The organism is Argonema antarcticum A004/B2, from assembly GCF_023333585.1.
GTDB lineage: Bacteria > Cyanobacteriota > Cyanobacteriia > Cyanobacteriales > Aerosakkonemataceae > Argonema > Argonema antarcticum.
Genome location: NZ_JAIQZN010000080.1, coordinates 1 through 14,552 on the forward strand (window position 1 = coordinate 1; position 14,552 = coordinate 14,552).

Genomic DNA, 14,552 nt, shown 5'->3' on the forward strand with positions numbered 1-14,552 from the left:
CGGTGATGAAGGGGACGCGATTGGGACTGATTTGGTTATGAAAAAAATACATAATCTATTCTACGGGCAGGAAATTGATCTGGCAGTGGAGAAGGCTGTATAATGTCGGTTCTTGCGCTTTCAGGGCAGCGTTGCGCGATAAGGACAACAGTATTTACTAAAAAATCTGAAAATAATCTATAATATTGTTGTTTTACAGTAAAATTAGGTCTATGAGCCTAAAATCAGATAGTTTTGAGGTCAGGGTCAGAGAGTTTCATGATTTTTATCTTGTCCCACCTTACGTTGTTAGCCAAAATTAGATTGTTTTAAAGGGTTGATATAGATATTATTTTACTGGTTTTTTGTAAAAATAACCATACCAGATTGAGGAAAAATAATGGAGTGGGAAAAAGTAAAAGTCAGCGCAGAGGAAAAAGGTTCATTTATTTATTTTGTTTATCCGTTGCTATTTGAGAGTAATAAATTTGAAAATTTACTTGAAGCAATAGAAATAGCACATTTACCAGACCGAAATCAGTCAGTTTGGAAACCCCAAGCATTTTGTCAAGAAGATTTACTATTTAATGTAGCTAATTACCTTTACTCGCCAAAAGTTTACTCGCCAGACGAATTATCCTTGAATTGTAGATTGTGGAAATTAAATGACGAGGTGCGGGATACATTCGGTTTGAGAGCAGACTGGGAGTTATTATCACCACAGAACAAAATTTCTTTTGGATTTGGGGAAGCAGGTCAAGGTAACAAAGCGATTCAACTAGCGTTGTTTAAAATTGGAGTGGGATTTCTGATAATACGTACACAGCCAAAAAGTAATGATTTAAAAGATTGGCTGAATTTTCTGCACTATTTTCGTTTCTTAAAGGGACAGCAAGGAACTGGAGTAGCAGCAAAACGAAAAACTGGATTAAACCCAGAGACTCAACAACCTGAATTTAGTCAGTTTTTTCCAGAACCAGCGGGGGGTGTTAGCCAATATAAAAATAGCGATCGCTGTTTATTTAATGAATTGATAATTGCTTTCCTGAAAACGGGAATCAGTGAAAAAAATCCCAAACAGTGGTGGCGAGAAGTATTTGTACCGGGACAAATGCTGCCATTTTTCAGCCTCTTTATTAAGGAATTGCCAACAGAAAGTACCCCTTATTTACTTTACAAGTTACATAACTTTTTCCATACAGGTCAAGGCAACCATCCTTGTTCCGAAGATTTGCAACCAGACAACCCAGCATTATTACCGTATATTACACAGCAATGGTTTGTCTTTGCCCTGGAAGGGGGTGGTTTTCTGGCGGTTGATGCACCGCAGACTGACTTTTTTAAGCAAACTCTTCCCGCTCACTTGCGCGACCAATATTTTCTATTATTTTTGTTAGCGCTTCATCAGAAATTTGCCTTAATTAGACTATCAGAAATGGTGGCTGCTAATTGGAGAATTAGCGATGATGTGGAAACGGACGTACAGCATAATACGGAAGTATTTACTAACATTCGCAACCAATTGTTACTGTTTACAGCACGAGGTTATTTTACCCAAGTTATGCAGCGGGAACATCATCATCGCTGCTATCGCAAATGGCAAGAAGTATTTCAATTAGAACGGCTGTATCGGGAACTGAACGACCAAGTGCGGGAGATGCACGAATACTCATTGATGCAGCTACTTCGACGACAGGATGAAGCGGCTAAAGAAAGCGATCGTCAGCGTCAAGAGGATATACGGCGACAAGATGAAGCGGCTAAAGAACGAGAACGTTTGTACTTGCAAGAACTACGAGCTAAGGATGAGGCTGCCCAAAAGCGCGATCGCCAATTGCAAAATACAGTATACATTGTCACTGCGGGGTTAGGCGCTGGTGCGATCGTTGCTTCTAGTGCAGGCTTAATTACGCAAGGTAGCAGCGATGGTCAAGTAACAATCAAATTGCCGTTTACTTCTAGTGTACTGCATCCTTTTAGTGTTGCTGTCGCTTTGAGCTTAATTTCTGCATTAGGATTTGGAGGAGCAGTTTGGGGAGCAAGGAAACTGATTGCGTGGTATCGTAACAAAGTAGCCCAAGATAATCTGTTAAATTTTATCAAGCTCTTATCGGAGCGCTCAGGTTGGTTTTCCATTCAAGACCGAGAGAATTTGGGTAAGTTGATTGCTTCTCAACCAAATGATGCTGTGGAAATATGGGAAGCACTGTTTAATTGGTGTCAAGATAATAGCCATAATTATCCTATCCTAGACGAATTAGGGAGATTGCCAAAAAGCCTAGCTAAAAATAATTTTTCTCAAACAGATAAGAATCATAAAAAAATGTTGCTAGACGCGATCGCTCCTCCGAATCTGGCTCACAAGAAGATAGAATCATTTATTAGGTTATTAACGACTCGGCAGGAGTTGTTTTCCGATGCCGAGCAGGAAAGCTTACGTCGAGAAGCCCCTCATTGGCCAGAAGACGTAGAACAGCTTGCAAATGCGATCGGCTTTTGGTGTAAAGTTGAGGGTCGTTCTCAAATTTATGCAGAGCTATTGCAATTGCAAAACAGCCTGCCCAGCAATCACCTGCTTTCAAATCAAGGTAAAACTAAAGATATGTTACTTAATTTACTAAATATGAAAGGAAAATAAAATGACTAATTTAATCGTGCAAGTTCTCGGTAATAGCGATGTTGAAGTTGATGGAGAAGATGGTTTAAAAAAGTTAGAACAACTCTATTCTCTAGAAGAGATCCAGGAACAGGCTCGGTGGAACGATCGAGATTTTATCGAACAACTAAACAGAGTTAGTTTTCCCTTAGTACAAAAGCTTTATGACAATTTATCTACTGATACGGATATTTTGTTTGCTTTTATCCTGACTGACCAAATTCGATGGACGCAAAATCATAATGGCACGGCAGAATTGTGGAGCAGTGTCGTTACCTTAGATGGCATTTGGTGGAAAAATATTTTATTAGCGTGGTGTCGAAACAAAAATATAGGTTGTTATCCTATCCGGCTAAATGTTGAACCAAATGTACCTAATGGGGCGGCTGACTGGGAAGGAATGGCAGAAGCGATCGATCCTTTATTAGATAAATATATCGTATTTGAAAATAACTCGATATATTTTACACCAGAAGAAGGAGACAAAATTCCCATAGAAAAAATTATCGTACAGCATAGCAGCGGTACACCTGCTTTAAGTGGTGCTTTATATCTTTGGGGTATCGAACAAAAGCTAGCTGGTAAAAATATCGATTTTGTTTATATTTCCGAACAAGAAGCAGACTGTCCTATACATCCCGGTAAGCATTGGCAGTGGCGGCTCAAAGTGCCTCAAATTCGCGAATTATTGGAAATTCAAGATTTTAGTGGCGCTTTAAAGTTATTAGATTCCCTTCATCCTAGATATCAAGAGTTAGTTGAGTCGCTCTCTTTTCTCGACCGATCGGTTTCTTTGAATTTAGAAGGGAGAAATCTAGAGGGAAAAGAAAGTATTATCGAACGGGTAAGTATTGCTTTGTGGAGTGAAAAAGCTTTTCGCGATCGCAGTCAGTGGATGCACTGGTATTTGAGAATGGCTGGTTCTTTTGAGTTAGCTTTATATTTGTTATTGGAAAAGCAAGGAAATAACAATTATCAATGGGAAAATAAAAAATTGATTTTTAGGGGAGATAAAGACACAGGAGATATTGCTAAATCTGGGATTGCAAATGTTGTAGCCAAACTCTTGACTACGGGTGAATTGATTTATTCATTTTACCATAAACCACCCACAACTTTTGACAGTCAGCCAATCAACGATTCAAATTGGGAGCAGTTTAACAGTTTTTATTTAAATAAATGGTTGCAAACCAAAAAAGAGTGTTATGGATTTAATTCTTTGAGAAATGAACTATTCCATAATTTAAGAGGTGACTTCATCGATAAACTATTGGATGAAAAAACCAAAAAAATTAATGGTAAAGTTGACCATAAAGAGCATCCATCTCAAGTAGCTGTTGATTGGTTGGAATATATCATAGGGCTAGCTGATTTAGCCGATGAAGTTAAAAATCGGTCTAATAAATATCGCGATCGCATCTCACAAATATTAACAATTTTGCAATGAATATACAAGACTGGTTATCCAAACAACAACAAATTTATCCCCAGCAACCGTTACCCGATGTAAGCCCTAATTTGTCTTGTCATCCAGTTAGCGGGGAATGGCAAGATTCGGCACATATAAAAAGTAAATTTTGGTGGGGTGGTGGCGCTTCGGAAGAGGCTTGTAACCAAATTGAGGGAGACAATTTTGACCATCTAAATCGAGTAGCGGTGCTATCATTTGGCCCAGTACAGACCTTTTTAGGTGGTGGACAAAGATTGAGAGATTGGGCGGTAGCTTCTTGGCTGTGTCACTATCTTTCAGCAGTTCTAATTTATCGCTGGGAAGAAGCAGGTGGTAAAGTTTTACTGCCTTTACATCAAAGTTCAAAATTAGTCAATTGGTTGAAAGGAAGTAATGCAGTTTCCGATCGATTTTGGCAGGCAGAATTACCAAACGTAATTACAGCATTATACCCCAATCGAGACAATTGGTTAGACCAAAGGAAAGAGGTTATTAAAAACGAATGGAAACGTTTTCTAGAAGCTTTAGAAAAAGCTGCGATCGCTCAATATCCGCGCTTGCTTGATGGTCAAGGATGGCGCGTTATCCATTCTGATAACCAATATCTTTGGTCAGTTTATACTGAAGAAACTGCCCTTAATATGGAAACTGTTAGCGAAGATATCGATAGTTTACATCAGCGAATTGAATCGCGAAAAATTGGTCGAGAATGGTCGGGTACTTGGTGGGGAGGGCGTACCAGTCCCAGCGATGGTTGTCTGTCAATTTGGCATCCAGGTTTAAAATTAATTTATCAAGGTGGAATGTGGGGATTACCTGACAACCAGATCGACAGTTGGTGGGAAAGGGCTACTCAAGAAAGTAAATTACAAGGATTATTTTCTAGTACAGACCGTCTTAATAGTATCGAATTAGTTAAACGGTTAGCTTCTGTTCCCGAAATTATCGAACCAACTTTAAAAGATTTGTGGAAAAAAAATCCCCCCGAATGTCCTTGGGGTCGCTTTCCAGATCGAACTGCTGCTGCTGCTGCTTGGGTAACAACTTCTATCAAACCAGATCGATGGAATCAAGAAGTTGGAGTTTTGCATGAATACTATCTTAACAAGAAACCAATCTATTTTTGGGGAATGCCCAAAGCAGACGAACAATCTCCTTCTTTTGCCCATCCGCGTGTATTGGAACGGCGAAATATTGAAGATGAAACGATGATTGAGGATTGGGAAAACAATGTACCGCAAGGTTGGGAAAGTACCATTGAATGGACGGTGGGATGGCGGGGTGATGGGGATAATATGGGTAAATGGTTATCAGGAGAACAATATGAAAAGCTAAGGTTGCTTTGGTCGCAATGGCATCCTAATTCTGCAATGATAACCCAACATAATTTAGGGATTAATCCGGCGATCGATCCGGTTCAATGCAGGCAGATGGAATTACCCCATATCCTCGATCTATCGGTACTATTTGGATTGTGGAATGAACTGCTTTATCCTTTAACAGAAGAAGTTCATCACGGGAAAGTCATTTTTGCTGGAGGTGATGATTTTCTGTTATTAGGGCCGTTAACTGAAGCGATTTCTCTTACCAGCGATTTGCATTCGCTTTGGATGGGAGAAGCTTCGCCGTTAACACAACCTTTAGACCCGCCTGTAGATGGTTGGGTAGAGTACAATTCTCAAATTTACCCCATACCTGGAAAGAAGATGAATTTCAGTTTGGGGTTAGTAATTGCCCAGCGGAGGATTCCTCAGTCTTTGTGGCATCGAGGATTGAATCAGGCATATAAGGAAGCTAAAAATAAGGGGCGAAATCGAGTCTGTGTGAAAGTTTTGTTTAATAGCGGACAATCTTTAGATTGGATTTGTCCTTGGCCTTTGTGGAATTTGTTAATGCCTGTGGAACCGATCGCTACTAATCAAACTGAATTAAATCGCTGGGAAAAATTACTTTCTTACTTGGAAAGCAGTCGCTTGCGAGAGGTTTCTATTTTTACAGTACGAGATTTGATTGAAACTCTGTGGGCTAGCGTGGGAATTCGTCTGACTTGGCAACAAGTTATGGATGTAGGACGCGCTGAATTTGAGGCAGAAATTAAAGATTGGCAGTGGTGGATTAATTGGATTAGTTTGAAAGCTTTTCTAGCAAGGCAAGCGCAACAACGGCAAAAGTGGGTGGAATTGATGACGGAGGGGAAAGCATGAGTAGATGGTATTCTATTACGCCAGCGGGAACGGTAGCGATCGGGAATCTGACTCCGGTCGGTCAAAATAGCGGACAAGTGGGCTGTCGTTGGCCACCGAACGGTCATCATCTGGCAGCTTGTTTGAAATTACCATCAAATTGTCAAATTTGGGGGCCGTTTTGGTATAAGGGCGAAGGGAATATTTACGTTACATTACCTCTGCCTGTTTATCGGTTGGAATCTAAAACAGAGGAACTACCCCAAGAAATTTTTCGCTTGCAATGGCGAGACGGACAATGGCAGAAACAATCGGAACATCAAGAACAAGAAATTGAAATTATTGGCGGTAGATATTTAATTCGTGGCAATACTTTAAAGACATTTTGGCAGGCAGGAAAGTTGAAAAATCCGCAACTGCAAAAATTTCCTTGGCAAACGCTTACTTTAAGTCACAATAGCCGGGAAGATTACCAAGTTAAAGATGAGGGAGGCTTTTTTGCGGAAATGACTACTTTAATGTCGCCTGGGTGGTCGATTTTGGTCAAGGTGATGGGAGATTGCAAGTTAGACGAGTGGGGTTTTTTGGGCGCAGGAGGTACGCCAGTTGCGATCGCGCCCGTAGAAATAAAGGAGGATTGGTTAACGGCAGATTGTCCCAACCCTACTGGTGCGGTTTTACTCACCGGGGCGTTGTGGCAACAGGGGTCATCCGGCACACTCAGCAGCAAAGTATCTTGTCCCGTTCCACCATTGCCGATTAAAGCTTATGCTGCCGATACAGGCGTTCCCTGGCAATCTTGGAAAAAGGTCAAACACCGTGATGAAAAAGACAACCCCAATGCTGAAAAACGGGTAGAAGTTTTTACACCGGGAGAATGGATGACTCCCGCAGGCGCGGTGTATCTGTGGGAGGGAACTGCACCTTTGTTAAAATCCGAACCTTTGCCGGATGCTTACCATCGTCATGTTTTAGGTTACGGACATTTATGGTTATTTCAGGAGTGAATTAAATGGCTATTGAATGGTTAATTTGTCGAGAACCTGTACATATTGGGGGTGCTGATAGTAGCAGTCGCGGTAATAATAATCCCATATTTCGATTGCCCGATCGCAGTCCGGCGATTCCTGGTAGTTCGTTGCGAGGGGCATTGCGAGAACACGCTAAAAGTGATGCTAACTATCAACCATTAGTAAAAAATTGGTTTGGTGGTGAGAATAATGATATTTCTCCGGGCAATATTTCTTTAGGTTGGGGTTGGCCTGTGTGGTGGCCTGTTCATGTGTTGGGATATGGTAATTGGTGGGTGAGTTGTCCCAGTTGGTTAAATCGATTTTGCCAATTATCTCAACGATCACCTTTGAACCTTGCTACAGATAAAGTTCATATTACGGAACCACAACTTCGTAATAAAACGGTTTATTTGCGGTGGTTAAAGTTGACAAATGTACAGTATTATGCAAACGAATTGCCAGCGCCAGCGGAAGTACCAAAAGATAGGCGAATAGTGGTACCGGATACTAGCATTAATTTAATTGTGGATATGGGTTTGGTACGACAACCGCGAGTTAGTTTGAAAGATGAAGCGGATGAAAAAGGAAATTTAGTCAACAATTTATTTGCCGTTGAAGGTTTTCCACCAGGTTCGGTTTTTCTGCTCACTTGGACGACGCGGGAAAAAGTGGAAGAGTTAAACAAGTGGAATGATTTTTTAATGGGAGAACATTATCTTGGGGGCTTGTGGAGTGTGGGTTATGGACGGGTGTTTATTTCTCATATTGTATAGTTAGGAGTGGATTATGAATCCCGTGAGTTCTTATGAGTTAGATAGAGAAGTTTTCCAACTGCTGAATCCTGGAGAAGGACAATTAGATAATTGGCAGGGGGCGGCAAGTGGCATTGCTGATTATGTAGCTAGTTGGGGTGTGGAACGCTTTTGGGCGATGTCGCGATCGCGAGTGTTATTAGGTGGCGAAATGCCCAATGCTGCAACGGGTTCCGATGAGGAAAAGCGTTATTTTGCTTGGGGTGTAGCGCGGGTAGTTTTGTGCAAAATTGTCGGTACTGATTTGCGGATTGAAAAAACAATGACAACTGAAGCGTTTCAGAATCGCTTTCGAGAATTGGATTTTAATCAGCAGGTTTTGTTGACTGATTTGTTGATGGAAATTTCGGATACGATTCAGTTTTGGACAATGCGATTGAAGGATGCTAAGAAGTGTAATACGCAGGTTTGATTGAGTGGTTTGGGTAATGAATTAAAAGAAACGAAGATGAAAACATTCTTCGCTTCTTTATTTTTAATTTATAATGAATATTTTTACCTTCACCTATAGTCAGATATATCCTTTAACTGGACAGAGTTTTCACACCTTTTCCTTCTAATGAAGGTCGCTACTTTTTTATAATACCTTATCCAACAATGGTTTTGTAAAGCTTCAACACCTTTACCTTCTAATGAAGGTCGCTACCTGATTCTATTACGGTGATTGCCAGCGCTACCACTTGTTTCAACACCTTTACCTTCTAATGAAGGTCGCTACGTCTGGGATTTGTTACCGCCCAGCAAAGCGGCAATCAAATAGCGATGGTTTCAACACCTTTACCTTCTAATGAAGGTCGCTACCGCCCTAAAAGCATTAGGGCTAGGGGAGCGCCTGATAGTGGTTTCAACACCTTTACCTTCTAATGAAGGTCGCTACGTGACCGGCGCGACCGGTTTTGTCGGCTCGGCGGTGGCGCGGGTGGTTTCAACACCTTTACCTTCTAATGAAGGTCGCTACTCGATCGCTAGCCCCTTGCATTTAGAGCTAGAGCAGTTGCCTCAGCTTTGTTTCAACACCTTTACCTTCTAATGAAGGTCGCTACCACCACTACAGCAGCAGCAGCAAAAACGGGACAAGACAGTTTCAACACCTTTACCTTCTAATGAAGGTCGCTACGCCATCATGAAGGTGGGGATTTCTGCAAGTTCGCGCGTTTCAACACCTTTACCTTCTAATGAAGGTCGCTACCTACCCCTATTCAACCCCTTATCCTGCCTGATTTCCAGCGGCAGTTTGCGAGGGATACCAATTTTCTTACCACAAACCTCCTTACTTGCACATCTTTAAACGTCTAAAACCCTTGCCCAGTAAGGCAGCGAGGCTCACAACGAAGTTGCGTTGTTTCAGCGATTTTTCATCACCCTCGCAATTTTAGGGAATTGGGGATAGCTGGGAGCGATCGCACTTTACTACACTACTAAGTGCGATCGCCTGATTCTTCAACATTGCCATACAACCTGGAAACCTTTACTTGTCAGCGTCGCTTCCACAGCTTGATCAAATACAGTAATCAAACAATAATTCTCATATTGTCGCACCGCATAACCAGATGGTCGAGTCTCAGAATTTCCACACCATTGGGGGCGATTTGTGGCTGTGGTACTGCAAACTTTATGCACGATATCTCGCCATTTATCTCCTTTTCCCTGCCAAATACTAATCAGAGAACCAGAAACTATTGCTGGCTTTGACATCGCACGCCAACCATAATTTTCACCTAATTTTGCGATTAGTTCCCGCAAACGCTTAATTAACTCATTCAAAGGTTCTTCCAAATTAACTGGCGTAACAGTAAATTCACTACCCCGAAAACCATAAAAACGTTCTAAAACGTGGGGTGGTCTGCGCCAACCTGGGCCAAGTCCACCAAGGCGACTAGCTAAAGCAAGCAATCCACCAATTAAAGGTTTAAATTCTTCATTGCAATCAACACTAATTATCCAAGTTGCGTGTGCTTGACGAGCCGGAATATTAGTATAATCATTGGAAGTTTGACCGAGCATTCTGGGAATAGATTGCAAATAGCTAGTTAAAGTTAATTTAGCCGGACAACCCAAACCTCCAAATATTTTATCAGTCAGTTTTAAGGCAGTTTCCTGCGAAAACAAAGATAATGCCAATCTGGTAAAGTAACCGCGTAAATTAGCCCGCAATACTTGAGGCGTCCAGCGGTATTGTCCGGTTTGATTTTCCCCTGGTTTGTGACTTTGGACGCAAGGTTTCATTCCGGTGAGTTGAATCTCCCAATTTCCTGAAGGAATAAAGGGCGCTAATCGACCAAAACCCGATGCTTTTCCCCGTCCGATTCCTTGGAATTGCAGCATTTCTTTTAAGCGTGTTTCCAGCCAAGTTTTTTGTTCTTTGCTAGAAGTATCTTTCAGTAAAACTTGCAAGCAGAATTTATCGAAATTCGGACTGGGAGGTTTAGGAGATACTTGCCATTGAATGCCTAAATTCTTACTTTTTTCGTCAAATAACTGCCATTTTTGTTGAGCGTTTAATGGATAAGGTTTGAGGTTTTTTAGTAGAATGGTTTCAAAGCGAATTTTGCGGGGTAGCCAGTGAGTGCGATCGCTTGCCAGCAAACTTTGCCAAAAAGCTTGTTCTTCACTCGGTAAATCATTCCATTTTCCCTGAATCCAACTTAGCAAAGCGCCCCTAATGCTAGAACCGGGAATGCAGGGAACACCGCCAATTTGGGCGGGTAAAATACCTCCTTCTGGAAAACTACCCCCACCAACTTGAATCGGACTAATAATTTGCAATTTGTCCAAACGTACCGTGTAAGCATCAGCATTTTTGGGCGAATAACTTCCTTTTGTATCCCAAGCATCAATAATTATGGCAGAATCTTCTTTACCTTCAATAATATCCTCAGTTTTCGGTGTCCAGCCTCTTTCTTTTGTCTCTTCAACTGTGTACCATTGGGGCATTTCTTCAGGTAATAGCGCCATGATTTTTTCCTTCCTGCTAACTTAAATATTGAATAGTGTTTCTTTCAACCTCATTTAGATTTCTCCAACAAGAAATCTGAGGACTTAGAACTATTCTAAATCCTCAGATTCAAAAAAAGCGGATATTTTAACTAAAGTTTTCTTTCTTTAAGAAAGGTTTATCCGCTAGGTAATCGCGCACTTTCGAGAGACGACTGTTTCAACACCTTTTCCCTATCTAAAGGGTCTTCTTTACTTTAATAGGAGAAAGCCTGGAAAATAAGGTCATAATGGCATTGACATTTGTTCGCTTCAGTGATATATACACTTAATCAAGCGGACAAAGTAACCTCCAAAGCGGTGTGGGAATGTCCTCAAAATGTTCTAGCAGAAAGTCCATAATTGCCAGATGGCGCAAATCGTTAGGATGGGGATTTCTGCCTAAATCTCCTTGTTTAAACCACCCGCGCACGGTAGACTCGGAACGAGAACAAATTAAAGCTATTTGTTCGTAAGTTACTGCCCATTTATTGTAAAATTGTCTGGGTGTCATCCCTAATTGGCAATGGCTGTACAATTGAATCAAAGTTAATTCTCGTTCCTGTAAAATTCGAGGTTTATTCATATTTTTCGATAGGTAATTGATGGAATTTATCTGTCATCTTCCAACCAATGACTAATGACTATAGGACTTACGCAAAGCCCCTATCTGTAGGGTGCGTTAGCGCTAGCGTAACGCACCATCTACCATATTTAGTGTAGCTGCGTAACTCCTGGACTAATGACTATCAATAGCCATCACCCAAATGGTTTTACCCTCTTTGTATTTCCAGTAAAAACGCAAAGCCATCGAAGCAGAAGAACCCCAAATTTCGCCTTTTTTCTGTTTATATCGATGAGTCCTCAAACTTCTGTAATTTGGCCCTTCTGCTGCTAAAAGTTGGAAAGCTTTATGGTATTGTTTTTGCGTTTTTACTGAAAATACCGCCAATTGCTTTTTTACTTTGGGAGTGACAATCACCTCAAATTGGATGGCTTGATAGTCCATGAGATTTGATTTTTAGGTACGTTGTTGCGTTTTAGCGCTAAAGCGCAACAACGTACTTTTAATTAATGACTAAACGATGAAAGCCGCATCATCTACTGCAAAGTCTGGCTTTATTCCTAAGACCGCTACTTTGCAACGACAGGGGTCGGATAGGGGATAAAATCTGAGTTGGTCTTCTTTGGAATTGAGTATTTTGAACAACCGTTTTTGAATGTTCTCGTACTGCTTTTCATCCAGTACCGCCTCGAATACCGACTTCTGCACTCGCAATCCGTAAGTTTCTAATAATTTAGAAACTTTATAGCGGCGACTATCATCTACGATGTCATAGCAAATGAGGTAAAACATTACACTTTTACCAGTATTCGCTGTTCTGTTGGCTGATTGCTGACAGGAGAGATAGCAGTATCGGTATCCCATTTCAGCAGCATGGGGCGGTAGAATTCTACATCGCCTAACAAGTAAGCAATGTATTCTTGTACTTGCCATGCTAAACAGCGACGGTAGCTGAGTTTTCCTGCATATAAATGAGTCACTTCAGTTTGCAGCTTTTCTTCCCAATGCTTGATAAACTTTTTCAACGTAGCAGGATATAGAGATATTGCGTCCTGTTGGGAAGGTCGGGTAAAATCGTCAGGTGTCAGAATTTGCGAAATTGCCAAATTTGCCACTAATTCGTCTACCAAGAAAGGACGAAATTCGACGGCGAAATCTTCAATCAAAGATAGTTCATCTTGGCAATAAAAATGCAGGTTGCCGAAGTTGGGATTGAGTCCGGCTGATTGTACAAATCCGTAAATGGTATGATTTAGCAGGGCATTACCCAGGCGTAACACGCTGTTAATGGAGTGGGAGTGAGGGCGACAAGTACACTGGAAGTTGAAAGCTTTTGCGAGTAACTCGGTGATGGCTTGATAGTACAAAGAAGCGGCTGTAGTTGAGTATTCCCGCAGTGCGTGGATAGAATCTGCCATCGGCAAATCATCGATTAAAAGGTCTAGCATTTCCATCGCTATTTCTGCTTTGGGAGTGGAATGATTTGCACTCAAGCGCAACAGAACGATGCCACAGTTATGCAGGTAAGCGCGGACGATGCTTTCAGCTATGGTTTTGGGAAAGTTGGGGTTTTGGGCGCGTTTGATTTGCTGGGGAAAGTATTTGGCAGGATGTAGCGATTCTAGTTGTAAGCGTCCTAAATAGTTTCCTTGGTTGTCGAGGAATAGGACGGGAATTGCCAGAGATTGAGCTAAAGATGCGGCGTTCGGTTGTAAGTGGCAATTACCGAATAGAGTAATTTTGCTTACTTGGGAAGAATGCACTTGCAGGCACAGTTTGTTTTGGTGGAATACTTGGAAGTAATGATGTTTTACTTTTAAGCAAGTGCCTGGTTCGGTCATGTAGATTGCTGTCATAATTTGCTTTTAAACTCTACATTCCTATCTTCTCAACCGGGTATTTGAGTTGGTATTTGAGTACGCATATTAGTATATGAGTTGGTATATGAGTTGGCGATTTGGTCAAAAATGGTTTTTTAGTTTTTATTTTGTAGGTAGAGAAAGAGAATCGCTTTTACTCCGCAACATTAAATATAGCTAGTGACTAGGGAAGAGGAAAAAGGGTTAAGGAGTAAGAGATGGAAAGACCAAAGGTAAGAGTTGGAGTTGTCCTAATCGCCAAGGTGGTTGCTATAGCTAGGGACTAGGGGCTTTCTTGCTAGGGGCGAGCGTTGAGGGAGAGGGAAGAGGTTACTCCGTAAGGGATTATGGACTTCATGTAACAGTTGGAGTTGGCTTAATCGCCCTGGCGGTTGCTATATATTACAGTCCCCAGGATAAGCAGATTATCCTGGGGACAATTGGGTTTCAACACCTTTTCTCTTCAGTAAGAGTCAATCGTGAGTACAAATGGTACATGGACGATAGCCCTTGGGTAGAGGTTTCAACACCTTTTCTCTTCAGTAAGAGTCAATCCAGCATTTGCTGGTAACGACCCGTATGAAAAACTGATGGGTTTCAACACCTTTTCTCTTCAGTAAGAGTCAATCTCTTTTTAACAGACCAAAAAGTTGGTGGAGCTTTATAAAGTTTCAACACCTTTTCTCTTCAGTAAGAGTCAATCATGGAGACACTGTAATTTGCGCAGGTTCCGCGGACGAACAGTTTCAACACCTTTTCTCTTCAGTAAGAGTCAATCTTTGCAATGGTAATTTCTATGATTGCCAGTGGAACAGTTTCAACACCTTTTCTCTTCAGTAAGAGTCAATCAAGAGCTACCAGGGTGGGCGGTAACCGTCTGCCCTGAAAGTTTCAACACCTTTTCTCTTCAGTAAGAGTCAATCCGGGAGCAAATCCAGGAGCGGCGGCAACAGCAAAACAATCGCGTTTCAACACCTTTTCTCTTCAGTAAGAGTCAATCCAGCAATAGGGTTGGTCGGCACTGGTGTCGCTTGGGGAATGTTTCAACACCTTTTCTCTTCA

11 protein-coding genes and 2 CRISPR repeat arrays (1 of these 13 running past the window's edge) are annotated in these 14,552 nt (G+C 41.4%); of the genes, 6 read left to right on the forward strand and 5 right to left on the reverse strand.

The window, feature by feature from the left end; translation table 11 throughout:
• The first annotated feature begins 379 nt into the window (after positions 1-379).
• The 6 genes from LAY57_RS26500 to LAY57_RS26525 are packed head-to-tail and all read left to right on the forward strand — an operon-like array spanning position 380 to position 8,505.
• Positions 380-2,617, forward strand: coding sequence for a hypothetical protein (locus LAY57_RS26500; protein WP_249070156.1), 2,238 nt, complete (start codon positions 380-382; stop codon positions 2,615-2,617).
• Between the two features lies 1 nt (position 2,618).
• The gene (locus LAY57_RS26505) at positions 2,619-4,082 is read left to right on the forward strand and encodes a hypothetical protein (protein WP_249070158.1); all 1,464 of its coding nucleotides are present in this window, start codon (positions 2,619-2,621) and stop codon (positions 4,080-4,082) included.
• Positions 4,079-6,289 carry a type III-B CRISPR-associated protein Cas10/Cmr2 gene (locus tag LAY57_RS26510; protein WP_249070160.1) on the forward strand — a complete coding sequence of 737 codons (2,211 nt, stop codon included), beginning with the start codon at positions 4,079-4,081 and terminating at the stop codon, positions 6,287-6,289. Before LAY57_RS26505 ends, LAY57_RS26510 begins: the two co-directional genes overlap by 4 nt.
• Entirely contained in the window at positions 6,286-7,275 is a 990-nt protein-coding gene (locus LAY57_RS26515) for a type III-B CRISPR module-associated protein Cmr3 (protein ID WP_249070162.1), read from the forward strand. Before LAY57_RS26510 ends, LAY57_RS26515 begins: the two co-directional genes overlap by 4 nt.
• A gap of 5 nt (positions 7,276-7,280) precedes the next feature.
• Entirely contained in the window at positions 7,281-8,054 is a 774-nt protein-coding gene (locus LAY57_RS26520) for an RAMP superfamily CRISPR-associated protein (RefSeq protein WP_249070165.1), read from the forward strand.
• A gap of 13 nt (positions 8,055-8,067) precedes the next feature.
• Complete coding sequence (locus LAY57_RS26525; RefSeq protein WP_249070166.1) at positions 8,068-8,505, forward strand: hypothetical protein; 438 nt, start codon at positions 8,068-8,070, stop codon at positions 8,503-8,505.
• Between the two features lie 125 nt (positions 8,506-8,630).
• A CRISPR array of direct repeats spans positions 8,631-9,282; the repeat unit is 36 nt; unit sequence GTTTCAACACCTTTACCTTCTAATGAAGGTCGCTAC.
• Positions 9,283-9,533: 251 nt separating this feature from the next.
• Here the strand turns inward: LAY57_RS26525 and LAY57_RS26530 are convergent.
• The 5 genes from LAY57_RS26530 to cas1 form a co-directional block, all read right to left on the reverse strand.
• Complete coding sequence (locus LAY57_RS26530; RefSeq protein WP_249070168.1) at positions 9,534-11,048, reverse strand: RAMP superfamily CRISPR-associated protein; 1,515 nt, start codon at positions 11,046-11,048, stop codon at positions 9,534-9,536.
• Positions 11,049-11,355: 307 nt separating this feature from the next.
• On the reverse strand, positions 11,356-11,652 hold the full coding sequence (locus tag LAY57_RS26535) for a helix-turn-helix domain-containing protein (RefSeq protein ID WP_249070171.1): 297 nt from the start codon (positions 11,650-11,652) through the stop codon (positions 11,356-11,358).
• Positions 11,653-11,805: 153 nt separating this feature from the next.
• The gene (locus LAY57_RS26540) at positions 11,806-12,075 is read right to left on the reverse strand and encodes a hypothetical protein (protein ID WP_249070173.1); all 270 of its coding nucleotides are present in this window, start codon (positions 12,073-12,075) and stop codon (positions 11,806-11,808) included.
• Positions 12,076-12,144: 69 nt separating this feature from the next.
• Positions 12,145-12,423 carry a CRISPR-associated endonuclease Cas2 gene (cas2, locus tag LAY57_RS26545; RefSeq protein ID WP_249070175.1) on the reverse strand — a complete coding sequence of 93 codons (279 nt, stop codon included), beginning with the start codon at positions 12,421-12,423 and terminating at the stop codon, positions 12,145-12,147.
• A complete protein-coding gene (cas1, locus tag LAY57_RS26550; protein WP_249070177.1) occupies positions 12,423-13,487 on the reverse strand; it encodes a CRISPR-associated endonuclease Cas1 in 1,065 nt (354 codons plus the stop codon). Before cas1 ends, cas2 begins: the two co-directional genes overlap by 1 nt.
• Positions 13,488-13,934: 447 nt before the next feature.
• Positions 13,935-14,552: direct repeats of the CRISPR family, unit length 35 nt; unit sequence GTTTCAACACCTTTTCTCTTCAGTAAGAGTCAATC; it runs 234 nt beyond the window's last position.